Annotated in this window: 15 protein-coding genes and 2 tRNA genes; 11 read left to right on the top strand and 6 right to left on the bottom strand. The window is 58.6% G+C overall.

Annotated elements, in window-relative coordinates:
• The first annotated feature begins 25 nt into the window (after positions 1 to 25).
• The 4 genes from QZ460_RS04085 (at position 26) to QZ460_RS04070 (ending at position 7,407) form a co-directional block, all read left to right on the top strand.
• A complete protein-coding gene (locus QZ460_RS04085; RefSeq protein WP_290540323.1) occupies positions 26 to 2,557 on the top strand; it encodes a hypothetical protein in 2,532 nt (843 codons plus the stop codon).
• Between the two features lie 97 nt (positions 2,558 to 2,654).
• Entirely contained in the window at positions 2,655 to 4,643 is a 1,989-nt protein-coding gene (locus QZ460_RS04080; RefSeq protein WP_290540322.1) for a S8 family serine peptidase, read from the top strand.
• A gap of 14 nt (positions 4,644 to 4,657) precedes the next feature.
• Positions 4,658 to 5,122, top strand: coding sequence for a lipocalin family protein (locus tag QZ460_RS04075; RefSeq protein WP_290540321.1), 465 nt, complete (start codon positions 4,658 to 4,660; stop codon positions 5,120 to 5,122).
• A gap of 179 nt (positions 5,123 to 5,301) precedes the next feature.
• The gene (locus QZ460_RS04070) at positions 5,302 to 7,407 is read left to right on the top strand and encodes a hypothetical protein (protein ID WP_290540320.1); all 2,106 of its coding nucleotides are present in this window, start codon (positions 5,302 to 5,304) and stop codon (positions 7,405 to 7,407) included.
• A gap of 529 nt (positions 7,408 to 7,936) precedes the next feature.
• Here QZ460_RS04070 and QZ460_RS04065 read toward each other — a convergent pair.
• A tRNA-Leu gene (locus tag QZ460_RS04065) sits at positions 7,937 to 8,018 on the bottom strand.
• A gap of 97 nt (positions 8,019 to 8,115) precedes the next feature.
• Between QZ460_RS04065 and QZ460_RS04060 the strand changes: the two genes are divergently transcribed.
• Genes QZ460_RS04060 through QZ460_RS04050 form a run of 3 tightly spaced genes read left to right on the top strand, consistent with a single transcriptional unit; the run spans position 8,116 to position 11,772 of the window.
• Positions 8,116 to 9,669, top strand: a complete 1,554-nt coding sequence (locus tag QZ460_RS04060; protein WP_290540319.1) for an NAD(P)/FAD-dependent oxidoreductase — start codon at positions 8,116 to 8,118, stop codon at positions 9,667 to 9,669.
• Between the two features lie 3 nt (positions 9,670 to 9,672).
• Positions 9,673 to 10,668, top strand: a complete 996-nt coding sequence (locus QZ460_RS04055) for a glycosyltransferase (RefSeq protein WP_290540318.1) — start codon at positions 9,673 to 9,675, stop codon at positions 10,666 to 10,668.
• A 36-nt stretch (positions 10,669 to 10,704) separates the two neighbouring features.
• Positions 10,705 to 11,772, top strand: coding sequence for a CDP-glycerol glycerophosphotransferase family protein (locus QZ460_RS04050; protein ID WP_290540317.1), 1,068 nt, complete (start codon positions 10,705 to 10,707; stop codon positions 11,770 to 11,772).
• A 49-nt stretch (positions 11,773 to 11,821) separates the two neighbouring features.
• Here QZ460_RS04050 and QZ460_RS04045 read toward each other — a convergent pair whose 3' ends face one another.
• On the bottom strand, positions 11,822 to 12,661 hold the full coding sequence (locus QZ460_RS04045) for a glycosyltransferase family 2 protein (protein WP_290540316.1): 840 nt from the start codon (positions 12,659 to 12,661) through the stop codon (positions 11,822 to 11,824).
• A gap of 1,032 nt (positions 12,662 to 13,693) precedes the next feature.
• Positions 13,694 to 14,437 carry an RsiV family protein gene (locus QZ460_RS04040; RefSeq protein ID WP_290540315.1) on the bottom strand — a complete coding sequence of 248 codons (744 nt, stop codon included), beginning with the start codon at positions 14,435 to 14,437 and terminating at the stop codon, positions 13,694 to 13,696.
• 136 nt (positions 14,438 to 14,573) lie between these two features.
• On the opposite strand from QZ460_RS04040, the gene QZ460_RS04035 reads away from it, so the two are divergent.
• Positions 14,574 to 14,648, top strand: a tRNA-Glu gene (locus QZ460_RS04035).
• A gap of 431 nt (positions 14,649 to 15,079) precedes the next feature.
• On the opposite strand, the gene raiA is transcribed toward QZ460_RS04035, so the two are convergent.
• On the bottom strand, positions 15,080 to 15,376 hold the full coding sequence (gene raiA, locus QZ460_RS04030; RefSeq protein ID WP_290540314.1) for a ribosome-associated translation inhibitor RaiA: 297 nt from the start codon (positions 15,374 to 15,376) through the stop codon (positions 15,080 to 15,082).
• 23 nt (positions 15,377 to 15,399) lie between these two features.
• Complete coding sequence (locus QZ460_RS04025; protein ID WP_290540313.1) at positions 15,400 to 16,302, bottom strand: tyrosine-type recombinase/integrase; 903 nt, start codon at positions 16,300 to 16,302, stop codon at positions 15,400 to 15,402.
• A gap of 143 nt (positions 16,303 to 16,445) precedes the next feature.
• Here QZ460_RS04025 and QZ460_RS04020 point away from each other — a divergent pair, with 143 nt between their 5' ends.
• From QZ460_RS04020 to QZ460_RS04010, 3 genes are all read left to right on the top strand, one after another.
• A complete protein-coding gene (locus QZ460_RS04020; protein ID WP_290540312.1) occupies positions 16,446 to 17,033 on the top strand; it encodes a flavin reductase family protein in 588 nt (195 codons plus the stop codon).
• Between the two features lie 341 nt (positions 17,034 to 17,374).
• Positions 17,375 to 17,713, top strand: a complete 339-nt coding sequence (locus QZ460_RS04015) for a hypothetical protein (protein WP_290540311.1) — start codon at positions 17,375 to 17,377, stop codon at positions 17,711 to 17,713.
• A gap of 17 nt (positions 17,714 to 17,730) precedes the next feature.
• Entirely contained in the window at positions 17,731 to 19,308 is a 1,578-nt protein-coding gene (locus QZ460_RS04010) for a beta-N-acetylhexosaminidase (RefSeq protein WP_290540310.1), read from the top strand.
• An 82-nt stretch (positions 19,309 to 19,390) separates the two neighbouring features.
• On the opposite strand, the gene QZ460_RS04005 is transcribed toward QZ460_RS04010, so the two are convergent.
• On the bottom strand, positions 19,391 to 24,661 hold the full coding sequence (locus QZ460_RS04005; RefSeq protein ID WP_290540309.1) for an MG2 domain-containing protein: 5,271 nt from the start codon (positions 24,659 to 24,661) through the stop codon (positions 19,391 to 19,393).
• Positions 24,662 to 24,668 lie beyond the last annotated feature (7 nt).

Here is a 24,668-nt window from a genome sequence, read left to right as displayed (position 1 = left end):
CTGTCAAATTTAAAAACAAACTACCGTGAAGACATTCAAGCATATATTACCGTTCCTGCTGGCTCTCCTCGTCCTTGCCGGCTGCGAGGACGACGTGACCTATAAGCAGGGAGCCGCGGAGAATCCCGATTGCTACGGTGTCTACTTCCCCAAGAAGCAGGCTACGAGGACCGATCTGGAATTCGAACCGGGAACTCAGACCGAAGCGATTTATACGGTCAAACGGCGCAATGCCGTGGATCCGATCGTCGTTCCGATTGTCGTGACGTCCAACGTCGAGAATATTTTTGTCGTCGAGCCGATTGCGTTCGAAGCCGGAGAGGACGAGACGACCTTCAAGATCAGTTTCCCCGGGGCTCAAATGGGCACGACCTACACCTGCGACATCAGCATCGAGGATCCGCGCTATGCCTCGGTCTACGCTCCCGACAAGGTGAGCCTTTCGATCTCGCTCGTCCTGGCCAAATGGGAACTGGTCACCGATGAGAAGACCGGAGAGACCAAGGGCCGCTACCGCGACGATATTCTGGGCAACTTCGCGTCGATAAACAACCCCAATGCGAATCCGAATCCCGAAATCCAGCTCGAAATCTACGAGCGTTCGGACAAGAAGGGTTATTACCGCATGAAAGCCTACACGCCGGAGCTGATGAACATCTTCGCCGGAGGTCCCGTCAATCACGAGAACCGCGGTGTCTGGACCTATGTCGACGCCACGGATCCGGAGAAGGTCTATTATCCCTACCAATCGACCGGTCTGACCCTCTTTCCCGAGATGGGCGAATGGTTCATCGCGTCGCAGACGCCGGAGAATTTCGCTATGGACGGGGGTGCTGGTCAGTACGGCACGCTCAAGAACGGTGTGATCACCTTCCCGGCGCAGAGCATCCTGCTCGAGCCGAGCGAGGGCGAGAGTGCCGGAAAGTTCTTCTACGCCAATGCCCACGGCCTGCAGCGGGTGATGCTTCCCGGAGCCCGGGTTTACGACTACTCGGTGGCCCTCACCAAGAGTGAACCCGCTGACGGTGTCGTTAAAATCGGCGCCACGCTCTCCAAGGATACCCGGGAGTTCCGTTACGCGATCTTCGCGGGTAATTTGAGCGACGGCGAGGCGAGCCTCAAGGCACAGGAGATGGCCGATGGCAAGATCGCTGCGGAAAACATCGAGACGATCACTGCTTCGGGAACGATTTCCGTGCAGGATCTGAAAGAAGGCACCGGCAAGTACACGCTTGTAGGTTGCATCTACGGTGCGGGTGAACCCAATCCGGAGGGCGGCGAAACGGCGTCGGAGAATCTGAAGATGCAGGGTTACGCCTTCATTCCGTTCGGGTATGTAGCCAAGGGCGACAAGGTTTCCGTCATCCTTAAGGTCGGGCTCGAAAGCACGAACGAGTTTGCCGGACAGGGTATTACGTCGGATAATTCGGCGAAATTCTGGGCCTATGGCGAGGGTATAGAATCCCTCAAATACGGAGTCTTCAAGACGAAAGACATCAAAAACGTAGACCTGACGACTTTCCTCCAGCAGAATGGCGAGGTCTTCTCGCCGGAACAGCTTGAGGCCATCAACAGCGGACATTACAGCGTCATGCTCACGGGGCTGAACGGCAACACGGAATATACGTTTGCCGGACTGGCTTACAACGGCTATGTCAGCACCCTCGTTAAGGCTACCATCAAGACGACCGGTAAATTCAATCCGGGATTGGAGAGCGAGTTCCTCTACACGGACTTCCTGCCGCAGGACAAACAGCCCAAGAAGGAGTATCTGATCTCGACCCAGTGGAACTACTATGCCATCAATCTTCTGGACAAGAAGCCGATGCGTCGTAAGATCGGTACGGTGACCATCGCAGACGATCCGAAAGACGACAGTTCTGCCGATCTGCTGACCATCACGGGACTTCCCGGAGTCAAGTTCGACAAGGGCGGTCAGATTCCTGCGGTTTACGTTCCCGCGGCTTCTCCGCTTGCAGGAATAACCGGCGCCATCTCCCCGCTTCTTTCGCAGACGCCGATCGGTACCATCAACGGCGAGGAGATTCTCTCCGGCTGCGTCTCGGACGAGAAGCCCGATGCTCTCTATGCGGTCAATTATCCGTTTATTGGAGGTGCCGTGGCCGACGGTTACATCTATTTCGTGCCCACTCCGAACTATATTGAGCAGGGTGCAACGTTCCGTTATCTCTACACGCTGAGTGCGACGGCTCCCTATTCGATCCTTACGGACATGTTGCTTGTCGATCCTGCCAAGGATATGGGCGGCATCCCCGAATTGGCCGAAGAGCGTATCGCCGACCTGCGTCGTATGGCCGCAGAGCTCCGTCAGCCGCGGAATTACGTCGAACGACTCGAATATTCCGCTTCCGCAGACCGCAGCTCCGTCAAACCCCTGCCGACCAACCATGCGAAAGGATTCCTGCCCGCATCGGCCCCCGAAGCGAAGGTGGTAGAGGCTACGGTCGGATTCAGCGAGGCGGTGCAGCATGCAGAAGGTGCGGGGTCGGAACTCCGCTTCCGGAAAACGGCAGCTGCCAAAGTTACGCTCAAATAATATTGGATCGCGAGAGGCCGGTCGTCCGGCAAGTGCCGGCCTCTCCCTTTTTTCCAAGCCAAAAACAACCTGCCGGATTCAAAAATCAGCATGATATATGCATAACAAAACGAAACTCCTGATTTTCGCCTCCCTGCTGCTGGCCGCCTGCTCGACGGATCCCATGCAGGAGATGCCGAACCGCGGGGATTCCGCTACCGAAATTAAGCCTTCGGGCAAAATCTGCAATACGTCGGACGATGCCGTGGCTGGTTCGCTCATCGTGAAATTCGACGAAGAAGCCATTCCCGTTCTCGAACAGTCCGCACTGAATGCGGCCAAGACCCGTTCGGCTCTGACCCGTTCGGGCATCGAATCCGTTGACGGCATCCTGGCCGATCTGAACGTCTCCTCGCTCGAGCGCGTCTTCCCCGAGGCCGGGGAACACGAGGCCCGCACCCGTGCGGCAGGACTCCACAAGTGGTATGTGCTCCACTTCGCATCGGAGGAGGACCTGGACAAGGCGGCCGAGAAACTCGCAGGCGTTGCCGAAATCTCGAAAGTGCAGTTCCGCACCCGTCTCTACCGGGCTTCCGACTGCAAGGCCTATCCCTTTCAGGCAACGGCAAACGCCCAGAGCCGCGCTCTGGTCACGGCGGATTTCAACGACCCGAATCTCTTCTGGCAGTGGCACTACATCAACAACGCCGACCAGGCCGTAGCCACGACATCGGTGGCCGGAGCCGACATCAATGTGGTCGACGCCTGGAAACTCACGGCCGGAAATCCCGATGTCATCGTTGCCATCGTGGACGAGGGCGTGAAATATACCCACCCGGACCTGGCGGCCAACATGTGGACCAATCCGAATCCTTCGCCCGAATACAAGAATCAGGACATTCACGGATGGAACTTCTCAGCCAACGGTCCCATTTCGTGGGGGCAGAAGGGCGATTCGGGCCACGGAACCCACGTTGCGGGTACGGTAGCCGCCGTCAATAACAACGGTGTCGGCGTTTGCGGCGTGGCCGGAGGTACGGGCAACGGAGATGGAGTGCGTCTCATGTCGTGCCAGATCTTCTCGGGAGACCTGCAGGGCGACGCTCTGACGTCGAGCCGTGCCGTGAAATACGCTGCGGATCACGGAGCTTCCATCCTCCAGTGCTCGTGGGGTATCAAGGCGGGAACCTACACGTCGGACAACATGTTCATCAAATATTCGCCGATGGACTATGAGGCGCTCCAGTACTTCGCCGCCCAGAAAAACTGTGCGGCCCTCGACGGCGGACTGATCATTTTTGCCGCCGGCAACGAGTCGACCGCCATGGCCGGCTATCCGGGTGGCTATCGTGATTATGTCTCCGTCACCTCGTTCTCGCCCGACTACCTGCCGGCCAACTATACCAACTACGGCCCCGGATGTAACATCGCGGCTCCCGGCGGTGAAACATCGGGTCTGAGCGGCGGCGAGAAGGCCGGCGTCCTTTCGACGCTCTGCGCCGAAACGAACGGCGGATTGGATTACGGCTACATGCAGGGAACCTCGATGGCCTGCCCGCATGTCTCGGGTGTCGCCGCACTCGGCCTCTCCTATGCCTTGGAGAAAGGAAAGCGCTTCTCGCTCGACGAGTTCAAGACCATGCTGCTTACGTCGGTCAACGAAATCGACTCCCGACTGGGCGAAGGTTCGAAGGCCACGATTGCCGACTTGTCGATTTTCCACGGCAAAATGGGCACCGGTATTACCGACGCCTATCAGTTGCTGATGCAGATCGAGGGAACGCCCTGTCTGCGGGTCGCATTGGGCGAGATCCAGCTCATTCCGCTGACGCAGTTCTTCGGACAGGGTGCCGAGAACCTCACCTACACCGATATTCAGATGTCGGCCGAGGACATGAAGAAACTTGGCATCAAGGCGGCCCCCAAGATGTATAACGGCAAACTGATGATCAAATGTACGAAACCCGGATCGGCCAAAATCAGGGTTTCGGCCGTAGCCGGCGGTACGAAACCCGGAACGGACGTCGTGATGGGCGGCATGGTCATCACCAAGGAATTTGCCGTCATTGTCCGTTCGGCCGGCGCAGCAAACGGAGGTTGGTTATAAAAACAATGCTTGCAATGAAAAAATATCTTTATCATCTGCTCGTTTTTTCCCTGCTCGGCATCTTTGCCGCAAGTTGCTCGGATGACGACAATACCCCCAACATTCATTCGGAAATCGTAGGCCAGTGGCGCCTCACTTCCTGGACGGAGAATGCTCCCGAGGGATTCGAGGTGTACGTCGAATTCTCATCGGAAGCGACGTTCATGCTTTACCAGAAGGTCGAGACGTCGAACTACACCAAATATACCGGACGTTATTCGATCGACGGATCCCGGCTGACCGGCGTGTACGACGACGGCGAAACCTGGGGTAAGGGCTACGATTTCGAACTGACGAATGACGGGAACACCCTGACCATGGTCTCCCGGACCGAACCGGCCGAGACCAGCGTATATTCCCGGACGATCATTCCGGATGATGTGCGCAATGCGGCGACATCCCGCGCCGGCTCTTCGCCGGAAATGAAGCGTATGCTGTAATTTTTGCATCCGCCTCTCCTCAGAATCCGTTCTGCGACAGGACCATTTTTTCGAATTGCCCTATGACTTGATCGGTCGGATGACCGATACGGCATGATACCCGACACGAAGCAATGCGAATGATTCGGCCGCAGAACGGATTTTTTATAATCCGATTACCACCTTTAAAAATTTCGCCCATGAAAAACTTGTATTTCAAAGCTTTATTCTGCCTCTGCGCCCTGTGTCCGCTGATCGCCGGGGGGTGTGACGACAGTGATTCCGAAGTGAATGAAAAGTCATTCGCCATTTCCGTCTCCCAGAATGAAATGGCGGCTTATTACAAGGTTACCGCTCCGACGGCTGCTGAAGCCGGAGAGACGGTGTCCGTAACGGTCGAAGTCACCAGCGAAAGTCACTATCTCGAGTTCGTCTCCGCGAACGGCGTAGCCTGCAAGCAGGTTGCCGGCGACTCCCGGGGCGGGTCGTTCGAATTCGTCATGCCCGAACGGAACGTCTCCTTGGGAATCATCGTCCTGGAGCTGAAGCCCGAGGAGTACCCGATCAACGCTCCCACTTCGAAGGAATATACCGTAACTGTCGCCAAGACAGCCATAGCGGGCGAAGTCGTGGACGTCGAGATCGTCGTGACGAACGGCATGTTCGCCGTTTCGGCCTGTCTGTTCAACGACACTCCCTGTGAATTGGTTTCCAGTGGGACCGTCTCCTGGAAATACCGGTTCACGATGCCGGCCGAGGAGGTGACGCTCACGGTGGCGACCGATCTGGACCGGCACCTCATCACTCTCAAGAAAGGGGAGCATACCAGTCTGCGGATGCTCAACTGCTGCGACGACTGGGAGGCCGTTCCCCCGGTATTCAGCGAATGTATGTACGGCGCGGTCAAATTCATGTGGAGTGCGGATCTGGGCTATGACGGACAGCTGAAGATCACGGGACAGACAACGGGTGCCGATATCGAGTACATGTATCGGACCGACGATCCGGATATGGGTAAATGCTGGTTCTGCGTCATGCCGGACGAGCCGATTCTGATCGAAACGTCGGCCGTTGAGAAAACCGATTACGTCGGCAAGCAGTTCGTCGGAGCATATAAAGGCTTCCAGCTTACGGCTTCGGAGTCGCAGGTTATCCGGGGCAGCTCGTCGGAATTCACAATGGAGCTGAAGTCAAATACTTCGTATTTTGTAAAATCGACGGATGCCAACCACTTTGATTTCGATGGTTGCTATAGATTCGACGACGCGAAGAACTTCTTCGAGTATCTCATCGAGTTCAGCGACAACGGATACGGCGAAAAGGATTTCGGCGCCAGCGGCAACTGGTTTGCAAACGGAGATGCCTTCGTTTACATCAACGACCTGATCGACGACAAACCCGAGAAGGTCAAATACTATTTCACGAGTACCGCCGACTTTGAGTTTGTCAGTGCGGCGAGTGATTCGTACGGTTCCCGTTATCTGGTTGAACTGGACAAGGCCGGCACGAAGAGCTGGTACTATATCGAACGTGCAACCCGGGCTGCACAGCAGGTTGAGTTGGATTTCAAGAAGGGAACGAGCATCGGCGAAGATTCGGAGGCGATCGTTTCCGACAAGACCGCTGCATTGTTCCGCTACTCATACGATTCGGCAAAGAAAACTCCCGTCTTCACTCCGCGCGGCAAAGAGGCGGGCACCTACAAGCCCGCAAGCGGCAGCGGACCGGAACTTACGCTCGACGGATTCGGTGAGGCTGTTTACGGCGAGAAAGAGGGTACCTACACGCTTCGTGGAACGGTTGTTACCTTCGTCTCCGGAGCAGATCGGAGCGAGTTTGCAATCGACCTGCAAAAGCTGACCTATTCGATGGTTTCATCCGGCGGATGGGAAGGTCCCAAAGAATTCTCCGTTTCTCTTGACACGGAGTCGGGTATTGCGATCTTCAATAATAAGCCGACAAGAGGTTCCGTTATGGTCCGGCTTGACTCGGATTTTAGAGGAAACGAAAAGAAAGGATATGCAAAATTCAAGGCTACGGTTTACGACTCCGACTGGTTCCAGGATAAGAATGTGACGGACGAATCGCGTGTATATACCTATGACCCGACATCCCGGATCCTGCTGATTTCCCAGGTGCTTGTCGGTACGGCTGACGGACGTGGAACGGTGCGCACCGACCTGCGTCTCAGGGTTTCCGAAGACCAGAAGACGCTGACCTTCGAGGAGGACACCCTGCTCCGTGCGATTTCGGGAGGCGATCGGACTTATATCAAGCTCAAAGGACTGAAACTGACGGCTGAGTGATGTCGAAGCATTTGTCGGCAACAACCGATCGATGATTTCGCGAGAAAAGCTCTTGCCCTAAAGAGTCTCAACAGAAACATCCGGAATTACGGGATGTTCACCGGGATAGGATGGCACTAAGGCCATCCTATCTTTTTGTGTGCATACTCCCGTGAGAACAGCAATGCCCTGCGCATTGCCCCGGAACGCAATCCCGGCCCCGGTAATTCCCGCGACGATGCACGCTCCGCCCGTTGTTGCCCGTTGTTGTCTGTTGTTGTCTGTTGTTGCCTGTTGTCGCCTGTTGTTGCGTGTTGTCGCGCGGCAGATGTCCGGGAACTGGTTTCAGGAGATGCTCGGGAGGAGTCCGGGAGGTGGTTCCCGGAGATGCTCGGGAGACGTTCGGGAGGTGGTTACGGATGTTTGCTGCGGATTGCTTTCCGGTTCGGGGATTGGGCGAAGGCTTTGCCCGATAGGGATTTACAATGGTTTTGCTTTTCTTTGCGTCCGGGCTCCCACAAAAAAAGGAGCCCTGGAAAAGGCTCCTTTGTGCGGATAAAGGGACTCGAACCCCCACGCCGTAAGGCATCAGATCCTAAGTCTGACGTGGCTACCAATTACACCATATCCGCATCAGTAGGACAAAGGTAGGTAAAAATTTACAAAACACAACCGGGTATGAGCCATTATCCGGCTTTTTTGGTTACTTTTGTAAGTAATTTTTTAGATATGCCGCAACATATTACCCTTGTACTCACGCCGAAGCAGGCCGCCGATGCGACGTTTTACACCTCGCAGGCCGCCCGGCGCATGGGAATCGGCGAGGCCGATATTGCGTTGGTGCGGGTCGTGAAACGGTCGATCGACGCCCGGCAGCGGCAGGTGAAGGTGAACCTGACGCTCGAAGTCTATGTCGACCGGGAGCCGCAGCCCGCGCCGGTGCATTTCGACTACCCGTCGGTTGACGGACGCACGGAGGTTGTGGTCGTGGGATCCGGTCCCGCCGGGCTGTTCGCGGCTCTGCGGCTGATCGAACTGGGCCTGCGTCCCGTGATCCTGGAGCGCGGTCGCGACGTTTCGGCCCGCAAACGCGACATCGCGCAGATCAACCGGAACGGCGCCGTGGACCCCGAATCGAACTATGCCTTCGGGGAGGGCGGAGCCGGAACCTTTTCCGACGGCAAACTCTTCACCCGCAGCAAAAAACGCGGCGACTACAACAAGGCGTTGCAGACGCTGGTGTTCCACGGAGCGACGCCCGAAATTCTCTTCGAGGCCCATCCGCACATCGGGACCGACAAGCTGCCGGGTATCATGCAGCATATCCGGCGGACAATCGTCGCATCCGGCGGCGTGTTCCGCTTCGAGAGCCGTGTTACGGACCTGAAGGTGGAGAAGGGGCGCGTCTGCGGCGTGTGGTGCGGCGATGAATTGATCGAAGGGGCTGCCGTCGTACTGGCCACGGGCCACTCGGCACGCGATATTTACGAACTGCTTCACCGCCGCGGCATTCGCGTCGAGGCCAAGCCCTTTGCGATGGGCGTGCGCATCGAGCATCCGCAGGCGCTGATCGACTCGATCCAATACCATTGCCAGACGCGTGGCGAATACCTTCCGGCTGCCTCCTATTCGCTTGTGAGCCAGGAAAACGGCCGCGGGGTCTACTCGTTCTGCATGTGCCCGGGTGGGTTCATCGTCCCGGCCATGACCGATGCTGCGGAGTCGGTGGTCAACGGCATGTCGCCCAGCGGCCGCACGTCGCCCTATGCCAATTCGGGGCTGGTCACGGAGGTGCGGCTCGCGGATTTCGATCACCTGCGAGCCGAATGGGGCGAGCTGGCGGGATTGAAATTCCAGCAGCAGTTCGAGGAGCTGGCGCGGCAGCGGGGCGGGGAGCATCAGATCGCTCCGGCACAGCGGGTCGCCGATTTTGTGGCGGGTCGTGCGAGCGGGTCGCTGCCCCGGACGTCGTATATTCCCGGCATCACGCCGTCGCGTCTGGACGAGTGGATGCCCGGCTTCATCGCGCAGGGACTGCGGCAGGGTATTGCGACTTTCGGCTGCCGGATGCGCGGATACCTGACCAACGACGCGGTGGTCGTGGGCGTGGAGTCGCGCACCTCGACGCCCGTGCGCGTGCCGCGCGACCCCGGGACGCTGATGCATCCCGAAACGAAGGGTTTGTTTCCCGCAGGCGAGGGGGCCGGCTACGCCGGCGGCATCATTTCTGCGGCGCTCGACGGTGAACGAATCGCCGAGGCGGTAAAAAATTATATTCGATAGCCGATGGAACCAAAAGTCAGCATTATCATTCCGGTCTACAATGTCGAGCCCTATCTTGCAGCCTGCCTGGCGTCGGTGACGGCGCAGACGTACGACGATTTTGAGGCGATAGTCGTTGTCGATGGGGCAACGGACGGGTCGTTGCTGATCGCACGCAGCCATGCGGAGCGGGATGCGCGCATCTCGGTCGTCGCAACTCCGAATCAGGGGGTTGCCCGGGCGCGGAAAGAGGGCCTCGATCGGGCTCGTGGGCGATATGTCTGTTTCCTCGACGGCGATGATATTCTGGAACCCGATATGCTTCGGGAGCTCACCTCGGCAATCTCTCTGAACGGCGGTTATGACATCGTGTGCTGCAATTTCAAACGCATCCGTTCCTCTTTCGAAATCCCGGTTCGGGAACGCCATACGCAGGACATGGAAGGACTGGCGTTTTTGGAGGCTACACTTTGCCATGCTATCTCGGCTACGGTTTGGGCGCGTATATACCGACGTGAAATTTTCGACGAGGAGTTGCGGCATTATCCCCTGCATCTGGGGGAGGATACGCTTATCAATATTCAGATAGGCTGCCAGCAGCCCCGGGTGCATTTTATTGATTATGTGGGCTATGGATACCTGCAGCGGGCGGGTTCGGCCAATCGCAGCCGTCTCGATATCGACTACTGCATCCGGTTCGGTGAGGCCGTGGCGCAGGAGCTGGCCCGTTGTCCGCAGCTCGGTCCGGAGCGCATCGAGTACCTGCTGCTGCTCAGCAAAGTCCGCTGGTATGTCGTCTATCTCGGCAAAAGCCGTAATCCCTGGGTCGGGGATACGGAATATGCCCGGTGGATCCATGTGCAGGCGAAGCGTTTCCGCAAGAACCTGCGGGTATATTTTTCGAGGGCGGACTTGTTGCTGCTGTGCCTCGACCGGTGGAAATGGATGCGTCCGGGCAGGCTCCTGCTTGCTACCTTGATGCGTTGGAACAAGAGCCTGCGCAGGCGTATGGCGCGGTAGGGACGGGGTTGTATGTAGACTGAATTCGAATTATCTATGAGAAAGTATTTGTTATTCGTGACGCTTCCTTATGCGTATCCGATCATGCGGCCGCTGGAGGCGGAGATTCGCCGCCGCGGAGGCTCGGTTGCCTGGTTCATCGAAGCCGGGTGTCCCGTGGAGCTTGAAAAGGATGAGGTTCGCTTGAAAACCGTCCGCGAAGTGATTGATTTCAATCCCGTCGCCGTCTTTGCTCCGGGGAACTATATTCCCGATTTCTTCCCTGGTATCAAGGTCGCTTTGTTTCACGGATATGCCATTCAGAAGCGTATCGAGGCTGTCGACGATCATTTCACCGTGCGCGGCTGGTTCGATATCTACTGTACGCAGGGTCCCAGCAGCACCCCCTATTTCAAGGAGTTGGAGCAGAAGTTCGGCTTTTTCCGGGTCTATGAAACGGGTTGGCCCAAGGCGGACACCTATTTTTCGCCCGAGATCCAGCGCAAACCGCGCAATGAACGCCCGGTGATCCTCTATCCTCCGACCTTCACGCGCAATGTCTGCTCGGCGCCTCATCTGATGGGAGAGATCGAACGCTTGGCCAAGGTCATGCCCTGGGAATGGATCATTACGTTCCATCCGAAACTGACCGATCCGGAGATTGTCAACGGATACAAGCGTATTGCGGCCGAGCATGAGAATGTGACCTTTTTCGAAGGACCGGATAAGATGCCGTTGTTGCAACGTGCCGATGTGATGCTTTGCGACAGTTCCTCGATTATCCTGGAGTTCATGTTTCTCGACAAGCCCGTTGTGACGTTCCACAATTCCCACCCCGGTCCGCATCTGATCGATGTACAGCACCCCGAAGAGGTCGGGCCTGCCATTGAACGGGCTCTGACGCTTCCCGAAGACCTGATGTCGGAGATCAGGGCTTATGCCCTGCACCATGAGCCGCATCGCGACTGTCGTTGTTCGGCCCGCGTGCTGGATGCTGTGGAGGATTTCCTCGCAACGGGGCACAAGGGCTTGAAGCCCAAGCCCTGGAATCTGCTCCGCAAGTGGAAGTTGCGCCGGCAGATGCATTTTTGGCCCATGCTGGATCGGCTGCGTCGGCATAAATAAAAAACACGCTCCGCAGGGGAGCGTGTTGTGCGGAGGCGCGAGCTGACACTCAACTCTCGATCGCCATGATCGATTTTTCTTGTGTGTAGAAATGTTGCTCGGAGGAGGTGAGGTATCGGTTGAGCCCCTTCTCGCAGCGCATGCGGTGGCAGCGGATGCTCTCTTTGTAACGTTGTTCGTTGCTGTTGCAGCCCGAACGTTCCGCCTGGTTGTGATGGAGGTGGAAGGCAATCCCCCGGAATTTCATGCATCGCTGGCGTATTTCGCTGTTGTTGAGCCGTATGCATAATTCGGAGTCCTCGAATCCCCAGCCCTTGAAACTCTCGTCGTAGCCGTTGACCCGAACCAGGTCCTTGCGCCAGAATGCCATATTGCACCCGCGGGGAGCACGGGTCGGGCCGAACGTATGGTAGAGGATCGACATGATCGGAATGCGGACGACATTGTTGCTGCTGCGGATGCCTTTCATTAGCGGGGACAGCGAGGTGATCTCGCCGCTGAGCACCTTGCGGGTCAGCAGTTCGGTGATGATACCCCGGGAGCCGGTGACGAAACATCCCTCCCGGGCAAAAAGCATGTGGTCCTGAATGAAATTACGTTGCAGGATCAGGTCGCCGTCGATCTGGATAATGTATTTTCCCTTGCTGGCGGCAATGGCTTTGTTGCGGATGGCCGCCAGGCGGAAGCCGTTGTCCTCGTGCCAGATATGGCGCACGGGGACCGGTGAGATGGTCTCGAAGTGCTTTACGACGTCGCGGGTGCTCATGCCCGATCCGTCGTCCGCAATCAGGATTTCGGAGGGCATGACCGTTTGTTGCATGACGCTGTCGAGGCAGAGGTAAAGTGCTCGAGGCCAGTTATAGGTGGAAATGATCAACGATACTGTCATCGTACAAAACTGTTGGTTAGGTCAGAGGTTCGAGGATAGGCAATAGCGGATATGCAAAATCTCTGCCGGGTGTTGCGCGGGGAGATTCTGGCTGCAAACAAAATGGCGTAGGTAGAATCATTTTGCAAAAGTAGCAATTTATCCGTTATGATCGTCATATCGCTCTTTTTATACATATAAATGCACGTTCCGGCCGATACTGCATGCGGGTTGCAAAAGTTTTTTCAGAGGTTTTCGAAGGATGGGTTGCGATGCTGCTGATGGCCAGTTGGTTACTCCTTGTTTTGGGTTTTTAATATTAAAAAAACTCAAAAAATTTGGAAATTATTTTAATAAAAACTTGCACGGATGGTTTTTTCGCCTTATCTTTGCAGTGAAGTTTTAAGGTTCATTTAGGTTAGTAGTTTTAGGTTGGTGAGGAAACAGGGAAATACGGACTGAGGTCCGCTTCCAGGTTTCCTTTTTTTGCGTCTTTTCGGAAGGCGCTTTTTTTATGTCTGCTTCCAATGGGTTGCTCCTTTTGCGCGTCCGGAATTTTGCGGTTGTCCGCTTCGGATTTCCGGAGTTTGGCCCGCTTTTCTCTTCATCCATGTTAACCGATTCCGTTTTTTGGGGAAGATCCCGCCGGCAGGGCTTTGGGGGCGTGGTGTCACGTTGAATGTGTTTAGGATTAAATACTTGCGAGAGCTATTACTTAATCGGGTAAGCATCTTTATTGGTCTGCCAATGTTACCAAATTGTTAAATATATTTAATATATTCATAAAATATTTGCGTAATTAAAAAATCCCCCTTATCTTTGCAGTGAAGTTTTAAGGTTCATTTAGGTTAGTAGTTTTAGGTTGGTTGAGGAAATCGGCAGGTTGTAACGGATTCTCCGTTGCTAAGACCAAAGGGGCGGTACTCGTTCTGCGGTCGAATACCTCCGATTGAACCTCATTTTCGGAGGGGGTGGTTCCCCGCCGAAAAAGAAGGTCCTAGTCGTGAGACTCGGACCTTTTTTCGTTTTTGCAGGGTCGGGCAGGCCGGAAGGTCAGAGTCGGGCAAGTTGCGCGCGGCTCACGCTCACCTCGACGCTCCCGAGCGCGTAGCATCCGATGTCGTAGGGATTGTAGTAGAACGTGATGCCCTCGGGTGTGACGAGGAAATTCTCCGTAACTCCGATGTATTCCGGGAAGAATCCCTTCGTCTTCAGCTCTTCGTCGCTCCGGACCCCATACTGTCTGTACAGGTCTTCGCGGATCATCCGGTCGAGTTGCTCCAGCTGCGTTTCTGTGAACAGGTCGGCCGTCGTGATTTCGTAACCGCCAGCCAGCGAATAGTTGTAGCACTCCATGTCGTAGATGCCGTGTGCTCCGCCCGTGTAACTTGTCCGCGTGATCACGTAGCACAGAAGCGTGTCGACGATCGATCCTTCGGATTCGACGGAGATTTCGCCTTCCCATGCCGCGCGGGGTGCGGTCGGACTATTCGCGGGCGGGGTCATGTCGCTGGTAAACTGACGGATTGCGGCCGCGGCAGCCTCTTCGGGCGTTCCGGCGAAATCCTCCAGATCGAAAAAACGGTCGATGTTCGTCCGCTCGATCGCTGCGAGGGCGGGGGAGTCCTGGGCGTTGGCGATCGACGCGAAGCGGTATTCGAAATTGCAGGAGAATCCGTTGCCGCTGACCAGCGAGTCGGTGCTTGCGACGGTGAACTGCAGTTTGACGGGGCGTTTTGTGCAGGATCCGGCCGTCAGTGCGGCGGCGGCCAGGAGGATGAGGATGCGGAATTTCATGATGGTACGTTTTTTGTGTCTCTTTGTAAAGATAGCTTAAAAAGTATTTGTGCGGCAAAAAAACGAAAAAAATCACATATTTTGCCGGAAAATTTTGGAGTTTCAAAAGAAGGCATTATCTTTGCACCACAAAACCGGTGGATTCATCTAAGGGTTAGGATACATGCCTCTCACGCATGACATAGGGGTTCGAATCCCCTATCCACTACCAATCGACGGCTGCACGCAAGTGCGGCCGTTTTTTTGTGGCGTTTCCGCATTGCCGAGGACGGCTGTTTGCCTCGATGGCAGGGAGTTTTCACCGCGGCGGCCGGTCGGGCCGGTCGGGCCGGACAGGTCAGGCTGGGCCGGGCGGGCTTGTCGAAAGCGGAGCTGCGTCGGGGCGAGATTTCCAACGGCGGTGGATCGGACTGCGCCGGGTGGGAGATTTTCAACGGCGGCGGATTGGATCGGACTGGGCCGGGGGGCTTGTCGGAGGCGGAGCTGGCAGTCGGGAGAGTCGGCCGGTAATCCGATTTTAATGCGAAAGGTTATAGAGTCTGGGACGGCGGCAACGATAGGGCCCGGAAAAATGCGGCGGCCGCCTTGTTGAAAGGCGGCCGTCGCGGTGTTGGTTCGTTTAGGTATTAAGGTTGGTGGGATTTATTTTTCGAATTTAGCCTTGAATTTGTCCAGCTGGCGCTTCAGGGCGTCGATGGCTTCGTCGACCGACTCCTCGAAGGCTTTCGACTGGTGGCAGGCCACCAGGTCTTCGCCGGGCATGTGCAACGTGATGGTTGCGAATTTATTTCCTTTTTCGTGGTCCTTATCGAGTTTGAGAATGACCTCGGCTCCGGTCGAGCGTTCCGCAAAGCGGTCCAACTTCGCCATTTTGGCATTCACGAATTCGACGAGCCGTCTGTCGGCGTCGAATTTCACGGATTGAATCTGTACGTTCATAGCCTTACAGTTTATAAAGTTAATCATTTGCCACCCTTTTCGCGGGGATGGGCCTTCGCGTAGATCTCCCGGAGCCTGGCAATGCTGTTGTGCGTGTAGACCTGTGTGGTCTGTAGCGAGGCGTGCCCGAGGAGTTCCTGTATTTCGCGCATGTCGGCACCTCCGTTCAGGAGGTGGGTGGCGAATGTGTGCCGCAGCACGTGCGGGCTTTTCTTGCCCTGCACGCCCGCCCGATCCAGTTCTTCCTGCACCGTGCGGTACACCGCCGTCCGGGATATGCGTTTTCCTTTGTGTGTTAAAAATAGTGCTTTTTCCGGGGAAATGCAAATATTTTGCCTCTCAATTAGCCCGATGTAGCGCAAAATCTTTTCGCGGACAAATTCGAGGATGGGGACAATCCGCTCCTTGTCTCCCTTGCCCCGGATGCGCAGCGACGAACAGTCTGCGGAGAGGTCGTCGCGGTCGATGCCGACCAGTTCGGCCAGGCGCAGGCCGCAGGTGTAGAAGAGGAGTATGATCAGCGAATTGCGCTCGCGGACGAAGTCCTCGCTTTCGTATTCGCATTCGCTGACGATGCCGCTCATGCGGCTTTCGGGGACGAAGGCCGGCAGCCGCCGCGAAGTCCGCAGCGAGGCGATCGGATGCACGACGTCGCGGTCGACGGCTCCCGTGCGGAGCAGCCAGCGGAACAGCGTGCGCAGCGACGATATCTCGCGGTTCATCGAGGCGGCGCTCACGTGGCCCGTTTCGGTGCGGTAGAGAATCCATTCGCGGATGTCGTCCGTGGTGATCCGCCGCGGTTCGAACGTTGCGTCGTCGACCCCCAGCCACGCGAGGAACTGCTCCACGTCGTGGCGGTAGTTGCGGACCGTGAGCGGCGAGTAGCGGCGTTCGGCTTCGAGGTATCGGACAAAATCGGCGATCATACAATACAAAGGTACATAAAAGCCGGATACGGAGCAAGGCCGGGGCCTATGCGGCGCAGCCGGGGCGACGGGGCTCTGAAAAGTGTCGTCGCGGCACCAAAGATAGGGAAAAACCGCTACCTTTGTTCCAAAAAGGAAGCGATATGAAACAGAACTGGAAGCCGGGGACGGTGCTTTATCCGCTGCCGGCGGTGCTGGTGAGCTGCGGCGCGACGCCCGAAGAGTATAACATGCTGACCGTGGCGTGGACCGGGACAATCTGTTCCGATCCGCCGATGTGCTTTATTTCGGTGCGTCCCGAACGCCATTCCCATGCGATTATCAGCCGTACGGGCGAGTTTGTCATCAACCTCACGACGCGTCGTCTGGCGCGCGCCGCGGACTGGTGCGGGGTGCGCTCGGGCCGCGACTACGACAAGTTCCGCGAGATGGGACTGACGGCCGTGCCGTCGGAAAAGGTCGCCGCACCCCTCATCGCCGAATCGCCCGTCAACATCGAATGCCGGGTCCGGCAGGTGCTGCCGCTCGGGACGCACGACATGTTCCTGGCCGACGTGGTCGGCGTTCAGGCCGATGAGGCCTACATCGATCCGGCGACGGGGCGGTTCAGTCTCGAACGGGCCGACCCGATCGTCTACTCTCACGGCGAGTATTTCGCGCTGGGCGAAGCGCTGGGCCACTTCGGCTGGTCGGTGCGCAAAAAGAAAAAGGCTCCGAAAAAACGCGGATAGTCCCGATCCCCCGAAAACAGCCCCACTATGGGATCGGCGCTGTGCGTCGCCTGGGGCGGATCCTCCGACTTTTCCGACTCCTCCGACTCCTTCGGTGGCATACCGGGGGATGACGGCTTTGCCGCCGATGCGCCAGGATCCCGGCCTCAAGGTGCGACTGTGCGGTCGGGAAGCCGGGGAAAACCGACGAAAAGGGGCCGAATCGGCGCCTGTGCGCCTCTTTTTTCGTTGTTGATGCGGAAATCTCGCGAATAATCGCTATCTTGCGTTGCGTAAAATCGGGCCCCACGCAGACGGGAGGCCCGAACCTTTTGCTGACAAGCCGATCAACCGGAAATGGAATGAAGAAACTGCTTTGCGTCTTTGCGGGACTGGCCTTCGCTCTGACGGCTGCCGCGCAGGAGTTCCGAATTACACACGGACCCGACCTGTGCGACCTGTCGCAGGACGGAGTGAGGGCGCTCAACGAGACCGGAATCGACCTGATGCGCTGCGGCCACGGCCCCCTCTATCCGTTCCCTCCCGCCGGGGAGCGGAACGCGAGGTCCCCGATCGTGGCCAACGACAACCGGAGCCACGTGCGCTGCGCTGTCGCCGACGGCCTGATCCGCATCAGGATCGTCGGGGCGCGTGACAAGACGATCCATACCCACGAATTTTTGCTGAAACCACAATTTTAAACATAACCTGAATTAAAATGAAGAAACTCCTTTTTTCGTTGTGCGCCGTCGGTCTGTCGTGCGCGGCCTTCGGAGCAGGACCCGAGGTCAACATCGTTCCCAAACCCCTCTCGGTAGCCCCCGCCGAGGGGACGTTCACCGTAACCGCGTCGACGGTGATCGGTGTCGGCAAGAGTGGCGAACTGCGCCGCTCGGCCCGGATTTTCGCCGGGGAGATCGCTCCCGTCGTCGGCGGGGTGATGAAAACCGCTTCCGAGGGTGACGTCCGCCTGGAGGTCGACGGCTCGTTGGAGGCCGAGGCCTATACGCTGGCCGTGACGCCTTCGGGTGTCGAGGTGCGCGGAGGAACGCCGCAGGGCGTCTTCCACGGCCTGCAGAGCCTGAGCCAGCTGATCATCGACGGCAACGGCGTCGTGCCCGCCGTGACGGTCAGCGACAAGCCCTGTTTCTCCTACCGCGGGTGCATGCTCGATTCCAGCCGTCACTTCTGGACGGTGGACGAGGTCAAGGAGTATATCGACATCCTCGCCATGCACAAGATCAACACGTTCCACTGGCACCTGACCGACGATCAGGGCTGGCGTATCGAGATCAAGAAATACCCCGAGCTGACGCGTGTGGGATCGGTGCGCAACGAGACGCTCATCGGTCACTATAACGCCTCGAGCGAGTATGACAAGACCCCCTACGGCGGCTATTATACGCAGAAGCAGATCCGCGATATCGTGAAATATGCCGCCGACCGCTATGTCACGGTGATTCCCGAAATCGAACTCCCGGGGCATGCCGTTGCGGCGCTGGCCTCCTATCCGTGGCTGGGCTGCAAGGGCGAGGGCTACGAGGTGCGCCGCCGCTGGGCCATCAGCGACGAGGTTTACTGCCCGGGCAAGGAGACGACCTTCGAGTTTCTGCAGAATGTCTTCGCCGAGGTGCTCGAACTCTTTCCCTCGGAGTTCATCCACATCGGTGGCGACGAGTGCCCGAAAGTGAGCTGGGAAGAGTGCCCGCTGTGTCAGGAGCGCATCCGCACCGAGGGTCTGAAGGACGAGTTCGAGCTGCAGAGCTACACGGTGCGCCGCATCGAGAAGTGGCTCCGCGCACATGGCCGGAAACTCATCGGCTGGGACGAGATCCTCGAGGGCGGCGTTTCGCCCACGGCTACCGTCATGTCGTGGCGCGGCTCGAAGGGCGGCATCGAGGCGGCCCAGGCCGGGAACCATGTCGTCATGACGCCCAACGACCACTGCTATCTGGACTACTACCAGACCAAGAATCCCGTGGAGGAGCCGATGGCCATCGGCGGTTATCTCCCGATGCGCAAGGTCTACGAGCTGGATCCCTACGACCAGCTTAAGCCCGAGGAGCGCGCCTACATCCTCGGCGTGCAGTGCAACCTGTGGACCGAGTATGTCGCCACGTTCCCGCATCTGAAACACATGCTGCTGCCGCGTCTGGCCGCCCTCGCCGAGGTGGGCTGGTCCTACGACCGCAAGGATTTCGACGACTTCAAGCACCGCATGAACTCCCTGCGCAAATGCTATGATGCAGCAGGAGTTAACTGCGCCTCCTATTTCTTCGACGGCAAGGACGAATAAGCATCCGATCCGTAAAAACATCCCCGTAATGCCACGGCGCATTACGGGGATGTTTCCGTTGTATCCGGACTGTGTCCCGTCCTCAGTTTCGGGCCGGCGTCTGCCCGACGACCTCGATCCATTCGCCCTTGCGGAGCGCCCGCACCGAGTTGTCGTACATCGCCTCGCAGTAGACGGAGGGGAGGTAGTAGCAGCCCTTGTAGGTCGCCGTGAGTTTGATCGGGATCTCCTTGCTTTCGCCGCTCCGGAGGTCGAAGTAGCTCAAAACCCGGTCGTCGCGGATGTCCTGATGGGTGAGCGCTGAAAGATCCCGTTCGGAGGTGATCTCCCAGCCTGCCGGGACAATGTGCGTCAGGGCCAGATCGGTGTAACGATCGCAGCTGCTGGTGTTTGTGATCTTCACGATGGCGTAGAAGTCCGTTGACACGGCCACCGACCGCGGGTCGAGCGGCGCGCCGTTCATGTCCCGGTAGCGGACGTCGAGCTTCAGACCGCTTGCGGCTTCCGCTTCCTCGCCCTTGTCGGGCGTGTAGCTCTGGCTCACGACCAGATAGAGATTGCCCGTGCCGGTGTTTTTCACTTCGGTTGCGGCGTTGAGCGGCTTGGTGACGATCGAACGGGTGCTCCGGATCGCCTCCCGGCCGACCCGGGCGTCGATCCCCGACTGTTTTGTGGCGGCGAAATTCGCCAGCGTGTTGAGCATCCAGGCCGTCGACTGAGTGCTTAGCCACTTGTCCTTCTTCAGGATGTCGGACATTTTGAGGGCCGTGCGGAATGCCGCTTCGTGCTCTCCGAGCAGCGTCTGCGTCATCAACACGATCGCCATCTGCCGTTCGGGACTGTTGTAGGTCCCGTCGTAGGGGTCGGCCTTCGGGGCTGTCGTGACGGCGGTCTCTGCGATCAGTTTTTCGGCCACCTTCCGGTTGCCGTCGAGGGCATAGGCCGCGGCCAGCAGCCATTGGGTGTCGCTGCCGGCCTGCGCCGACCGCTCCCGCAGGCGGTTCATGGCTCCCCGGTCGGGCGTGCCGCCCAGCGCGAGGACGTATTGGGCATAGGCCTGAGTCAGCGGATTGTCGGCGGTGTTGTCGCGCAGGTATTTGAGCGCGCGGTCGCGTGTCGTGCGGTCGACGGCATAGCCGTATTTCTCGGCCTCGGTCATGAAATGGACCGCATAGACCGTGCCCCATTCCGAAGGCGAGGTCCCGCCGCTCCAGTAGGCGAATGCGCCGTTGGAGAGCTGATAGCTGCCCAGCCGCGACAGGACGCTCTTGACATTGCGGTCGATGTCCTGCAACATCCCTTCGTCGCAGGCGGCGATGGCCGGCAGGTAGAGTTGCGGGAAGGCTCCCGAGGTGATCTGCTCGATGCAGCCGTGGGGGTAGCGTACGAGGTATTCGAGGCGGCGCGAAAGATCGATCGGAGGGATCGACGAGAGTTCCAGACGGGCAGTCCCGGAGTCTTTCAGGGGCTTGACGGAGGCCGTTTCTCCCGGCTGGAGGATGCGGTCTTCCGAGTTTGTGATGCAGGGATTCGGCTCCCGCACGTCGATCTCGATCTCCGAGGCGGAGTTGTCGCCCGAAGAGGCTGCCGTGACGCGGACCTTGCCGATGCCGGTCTTCCGGCCCGTCTTGAGGCGGAAGGTGACGACCTGTTCGCCCTCCTTGTCGAGGACAACGCTTCGCAGCTTCGGCCCGACTACGGAGAATGCCTCGTTCACATTCACCCGGACGTCGGTTTTGCCGACCCCCTTTTCGAGGGCGAAAACCGTGACCGGGAGTTCGATCTCCTCGTCGGTGGAGACCACGCGGGGCAGGGTAGCCTGTACCAGAAGCGGTTTTTTCACGGCGACCTGCTTCGCTGCGGAGCCGAAGGCGCGGCCGTTGGACGCTATGACCATCACGCGCACCGACCCGAAGTAGGGCGGCAGTGCGATCTTGTGGGTGTTGGTTTTTCCGGCGCCCAGTTTCTCGGCACCGAGGAACCGCACGACGGGTTTGAACCGCTGTGCGCGGAGCGCTCCGGTGTTCGGCAGCTCGGCGTCGCCTCCGATGGCGAACAGCTGTTCGATACGGCCGCCGTAGGCCCCGATGACGTGGTCGAACAGGTCCCACGTGCGGACTCCCAGTGCTTCGGTGGCGTTGAAATAGAGATAGGGGTCGGGGGTCTTGAAACGCGTCAGCCCCAGCAGCCCCTCGTCGACCAGCGCCAGTACGTAGCTCATCCGCCGGCCGTTCTGCTCGCGGACCCGGATCGTGATTTCCGACTCGGGTTTTACGGATTCGGGCATCTCGATCACGGGCGCAAGGCGCGTGCCGGCATCCTCGACCGGGAGCCGCAGAACGCCGAACAGCCGGATCGGTGCGTCATTGAGCGTGTTGGCGTGGGGCTGGACGAGGCTCACCGAAACGTAGACGTTCGGGGCCATGCCCTCACTGATGGGGATCTCGAAAGAGGTTTGTCGGTCGGTGCACGCTATCCAGTGGCTTTCGCGGACGAAGCTGCCGCTCTCGACGCTCACCAGAGCCCGGGCCCCCGGGGACGAAGGGATGGTGATCTTCGCCCTGTCGCCCGGCACGTATTTGTCCTTGTCGCGCGAGATGGCCAGACGCGTCGCCGCGTCGGTCACCGAGGAGATGGCACCCGGATAATCGGACGACGACACGCGGACGACGCACGTCGCCGAGTGTGCCTGCCCTTTCCCTGTCACGCGGATGAGGTAGCAACCGTAATCGCCCGGGCTCCAGTGCATCGTGACCTGCCCCGTGCCGTTCGAGAGGGTGGCCCGAAGGGTTTTGTACTGTGCGTTGAGGGCGCTTTTGGCGTAGTGGGCCCGGGAGGCCGGCGACGAGGCGTCCCACCACCAGAAGGACTGCATCCGGTAGACCGTCACGTTCGCCTCCTCCGTACCCTTCACGGGGTGTCCCCGGGCGTCGAGCAGGACGAGCCGCAGCACATGGTCGCGTTTGCTGTCGAGGTACTCCTCGCCCCAGGCACTTTGCCGGGTGGTTACGCCGATCCCGAAATAGGCGTCGTAGGGCGAGACGGCCGCGATCTGCTGGTCGACGCTGAAATCGCCGCTCTTTTCGAAAACCTTGACGGTGAATTTGCCGTTCAGCATTCCCGGGCTCAATCCTTCCAGCGAGGAGAGCCCGTCGGTGGTCAGCTGCAGCGTACCTCCGGCGTCGGTCATCCCGGAGACGATCTCCCGCTCCTCGGGTGCGAACTGTTTCGTGTCGTCGTCGAACGAATAGTCGGGATAGGCCTTGAAGCGCGTTGGGGTCTGCGACAGCTGTGCCTGGAGTGTGACCTTCGATCCCGCAGCCGGTGCGCCGTGCAGCCATCGGGCCGTCAGACGGCCGGTGAACTGTTTTGCGGCGACGGACGATCCGTCGCCAAGGTGCATCTCGATCTTCATCCGGTTGGGCTTGACGGCGTCGACGCGGATGTTTTTCTCGAACGTCACCCCGCCGAAGGTCGCCTTTGCGCGCCAGATGCCCGTGGGGGAGGAGGGTTTCGTCTGCAATCGGAACGTATGGATTCCGTCCGTGGAGCCGCTGCTGACCATCGACTGGACCAACTGTCCGTTGGGGTTGTAGAACTCCAGCGATGCCGGGTGCTTCTCCGGCAGCGGGGTGTCCGATGCGACGATCAGCGTGAGGAAGATCTCGTCCCCCGGGCGCCAGACGCCCCGTTCGCCGAACAGGTAGCCCTTGATCCCCTTCGTGTCGGTCGTGCCGCCCGCATCGAAATTGCTCAATGAAAGTGCCCCTCCCTGTTCTACCCGGACGAACGACACGTCGCCGTCGGCCTCGGCCAGAACCATGTAGGGTTCGTCGCCGCACTTCAGCACGGCGCGCCCCTCGGAGTCGGTGAGGGCTTGGGCCAGCTGCTGGTTCTGGCGGTCATAGGCCCGGACCTTGCAGTTGTTTTTCGGGCGGGCCGAGACCAGGTCGGTGGTGTAGACCACCAGCTCCCCGTCGCCGTTGCTCTTGCAGATGATGCCGATGTCGGACTGCAGGACGACCTTCGACCGTTCGGCGTAGGTCCGGTAGTCGCCGAAACAGTAGTCGTAATCGTTGTACTCGACCGCAATGAGCGGGTCGACGCCCTTGATTTCGAGCAGGTACATCGACTTCCGGCTGTCGGTGATCAGGCGGCTGAGGTCGAGCGAATAGCTGTTGGTGCGGTCGAGCTGCGCCGAGCCCCCGCCCCCGAGATCGAAGGTCGTGTCGCGGACGACGCGGGAGACATACTCCATGTCGGAGAAATAGGTGTCGCCGTAGTAGTTCCGTTGGAAGAATTGCAGCAGGTTGTTGGCGAAGATCTTCTGCACGCGCACCCGGGCCCGGGCGAAGTTCACCGATTCGAACAGCAGGCTCATGCGGTTGGACGAGGGCAGGATGGAGCCGTTGCTCGTGAAGCGGATTGCGGGGGTCTGCGAGGGCAGCGACGCGGTGAAGGAGCAGCTTTCGTCGAGGCGCTTTCCCGCCTTGTTCTGCACCTCGCGGCTGATTTCGACCTCGTAATTGCCCGTGAGTTGCGTTTCGGGGTAGATGTAGAGGCGGTTCCGGTCGACCGAGGTCCGGAATTTCGGTGCGAAGCGGATCAGGTTTCTGAAATCCTGATTGGGCTTGAGCGGTTCGGAGAAGGTGACAACCACGGCCAGCGGTTCGGTCTGTACGCTGTGGCCCAGTACGATGTATTCGCCCTTGCGGGGGACTTCGATCGCGATGCTCCGCTTCGGGTCGAGGTCGAATGCGAGGTCCAGCGTGTAGTCTTTGTCGCTGTGGATCGGGATGTTTTCGATCCGGTATTTGTGGATGGTGCCGTCGCCCGAATGGGTCCACGTCACTTCGGGATTCGGAAGGCCCTCGATGTCGAACCGCTGCTCCACGTAGCCGGCATCGGCGTAATCCGACGAGACCGCCTCGCCGACCAGCACGTAATGGTTCCTGTCGTCGCTCTGCTGCAGCCAGCAGGGGGTGTAGGTGAAACGCAGTTTTGGCGTCGCGAATTCGAACCTGGCGATGCCTTTGGCCTTTCCGCCGGTGAGTTTCGAGGCGTTGAGCGTCACCTTGTAGCGGGTGTCGCTCTTCAGGGGCGATTTCGGGACGATGTGCAGCATCCGTGGGCCCTGTCGGCAAACGGCGACATCGGCCGACGGGGTGAACGATACGGCTTCCTCCAGTCCCTCTTCCGCCAGTTCGACGCCCTCGCGGAGGGTCACCTGGATCGGCATCCGAACGCCCGACAGACCGTTGGTCGATGACTCGACGATGTCGCTTGCCGGGCGGCTGCATGCGGCGGACAGCAGGATGATGAGGGCGAACAATGCGGTGCGGAATGGTTTCATGGTGCGT

The sequence above is a fragment of the Alistipes sp. genome, assembly GCF_020026455.1.
In the GTDB taxonomy this organism is placed as follows: Bacteria; Bacteroidota; Bacteroidia; order Bacteroidales; family Rikenellaceae; genus Alistipes.
Note: the sequence above shows the minus strand (reverse complement) of the source record. Positions and strands in the feature narration are given on the sequence as shown.

Bases quoted from the DNA above. Each gene is read 5' to 3' on its own strand.
- QZ460_RS04080 (WP_290540322.1), top strand. From the start codon at position 2,655: ATGCATAACAAAACGAAACTCCTGATTTTCGCCTCCCTGCTGCTGGCC.
- QZ460_RS04075 (WP_290540321.1), top strand. From the start codon at position 4,658: ATGAAAAAATATCTTTATCATCTGCTCGTTTTTTCCCTGCTCGGCATC.
- QZ460_RS04070 (WP_290540320.1), top strand. From the start codon at position 5,302: ATGAAAAACTTGTATTTCAAAGCTTTATTCTGCCTCTGCGCCCTGTGT.
- QZ460_RS04060 (WP_290540319.1), top strand. From the start codon at position 8,116: ATGCCGCAACATATTACCCTTGTACTCACGCCGAAGCAGGCCGCCGAT.
- QZ460_RS04055 (WP_290540318.1), top strand. From the start codon at position 9,673: ATGGAACCAAAAGTCAGCATTATCATTCCGGTCTACAATGTCGAGCCC.
- QZ460_RS04050 (WP_290540317.1), top strand. From the start codon at position 10,705: ATGAGAAAGTATTTGTTATTCGTGACGCTTCCTTATGCGTATCCGATC.
- QZ460_RS04045 (WP_290540316.1), bottom strand. From the start codon at position 12,661: ATGACAGTATCGTTGATCATTTCCACCTATAACTGGCCTCGAGCACTT.
- QZ460_RS04040 (WP_290540315.1), bottom strand. From the start codon at position 14,437: ATGAAATTCCGCATCCTCATCCTCCTGGCCGCCGCCGCACTGACGGCC.
- raiA (WP_290540314.1), bottom strand. From the start codon at position 15,376: ATGAACGTACAGATTCAATCCGTGAAATTCGACGCCGACAGACGGCTC.
- QZ460_RS04025 (WP_290540313.1), bottom strand. From the start codon at position 16,302: ATGATCGCCGATTTTGTCCGATACCTCGAAGCCGAACGCCGCTACTCG.
- QZ460_RS04020 (WP_290540312.1), top strand. From the start codon at position 16,446: ATGAAACAGAACTGGAAGCCGGGGACGGTGCTTTATCCGCTGCCGGCG.
- QZ460_RS04015 (WP_290540311.1), top strand. From the start codon at position 17,375: ATGAAGAAACTGCTTTGCGTCTTTGCGGGACTGGCCTTCGCTCTGACG.
- QZ460_RS04010 (WP_290540310.1), top strand. From the start codon at position 17,731: ATGAAGAAACTCCTTTTTTCGTTGTGCGCCGTCGGTCTGTCGTGCGCG.
- QZ460_RS04005 (WP_290540309.1), bottom strand. From the start codon at position 24,661: ATGAAACCATTCCGCACCGCATTGTTCGCCCTCATCATCCTGCTGTCC.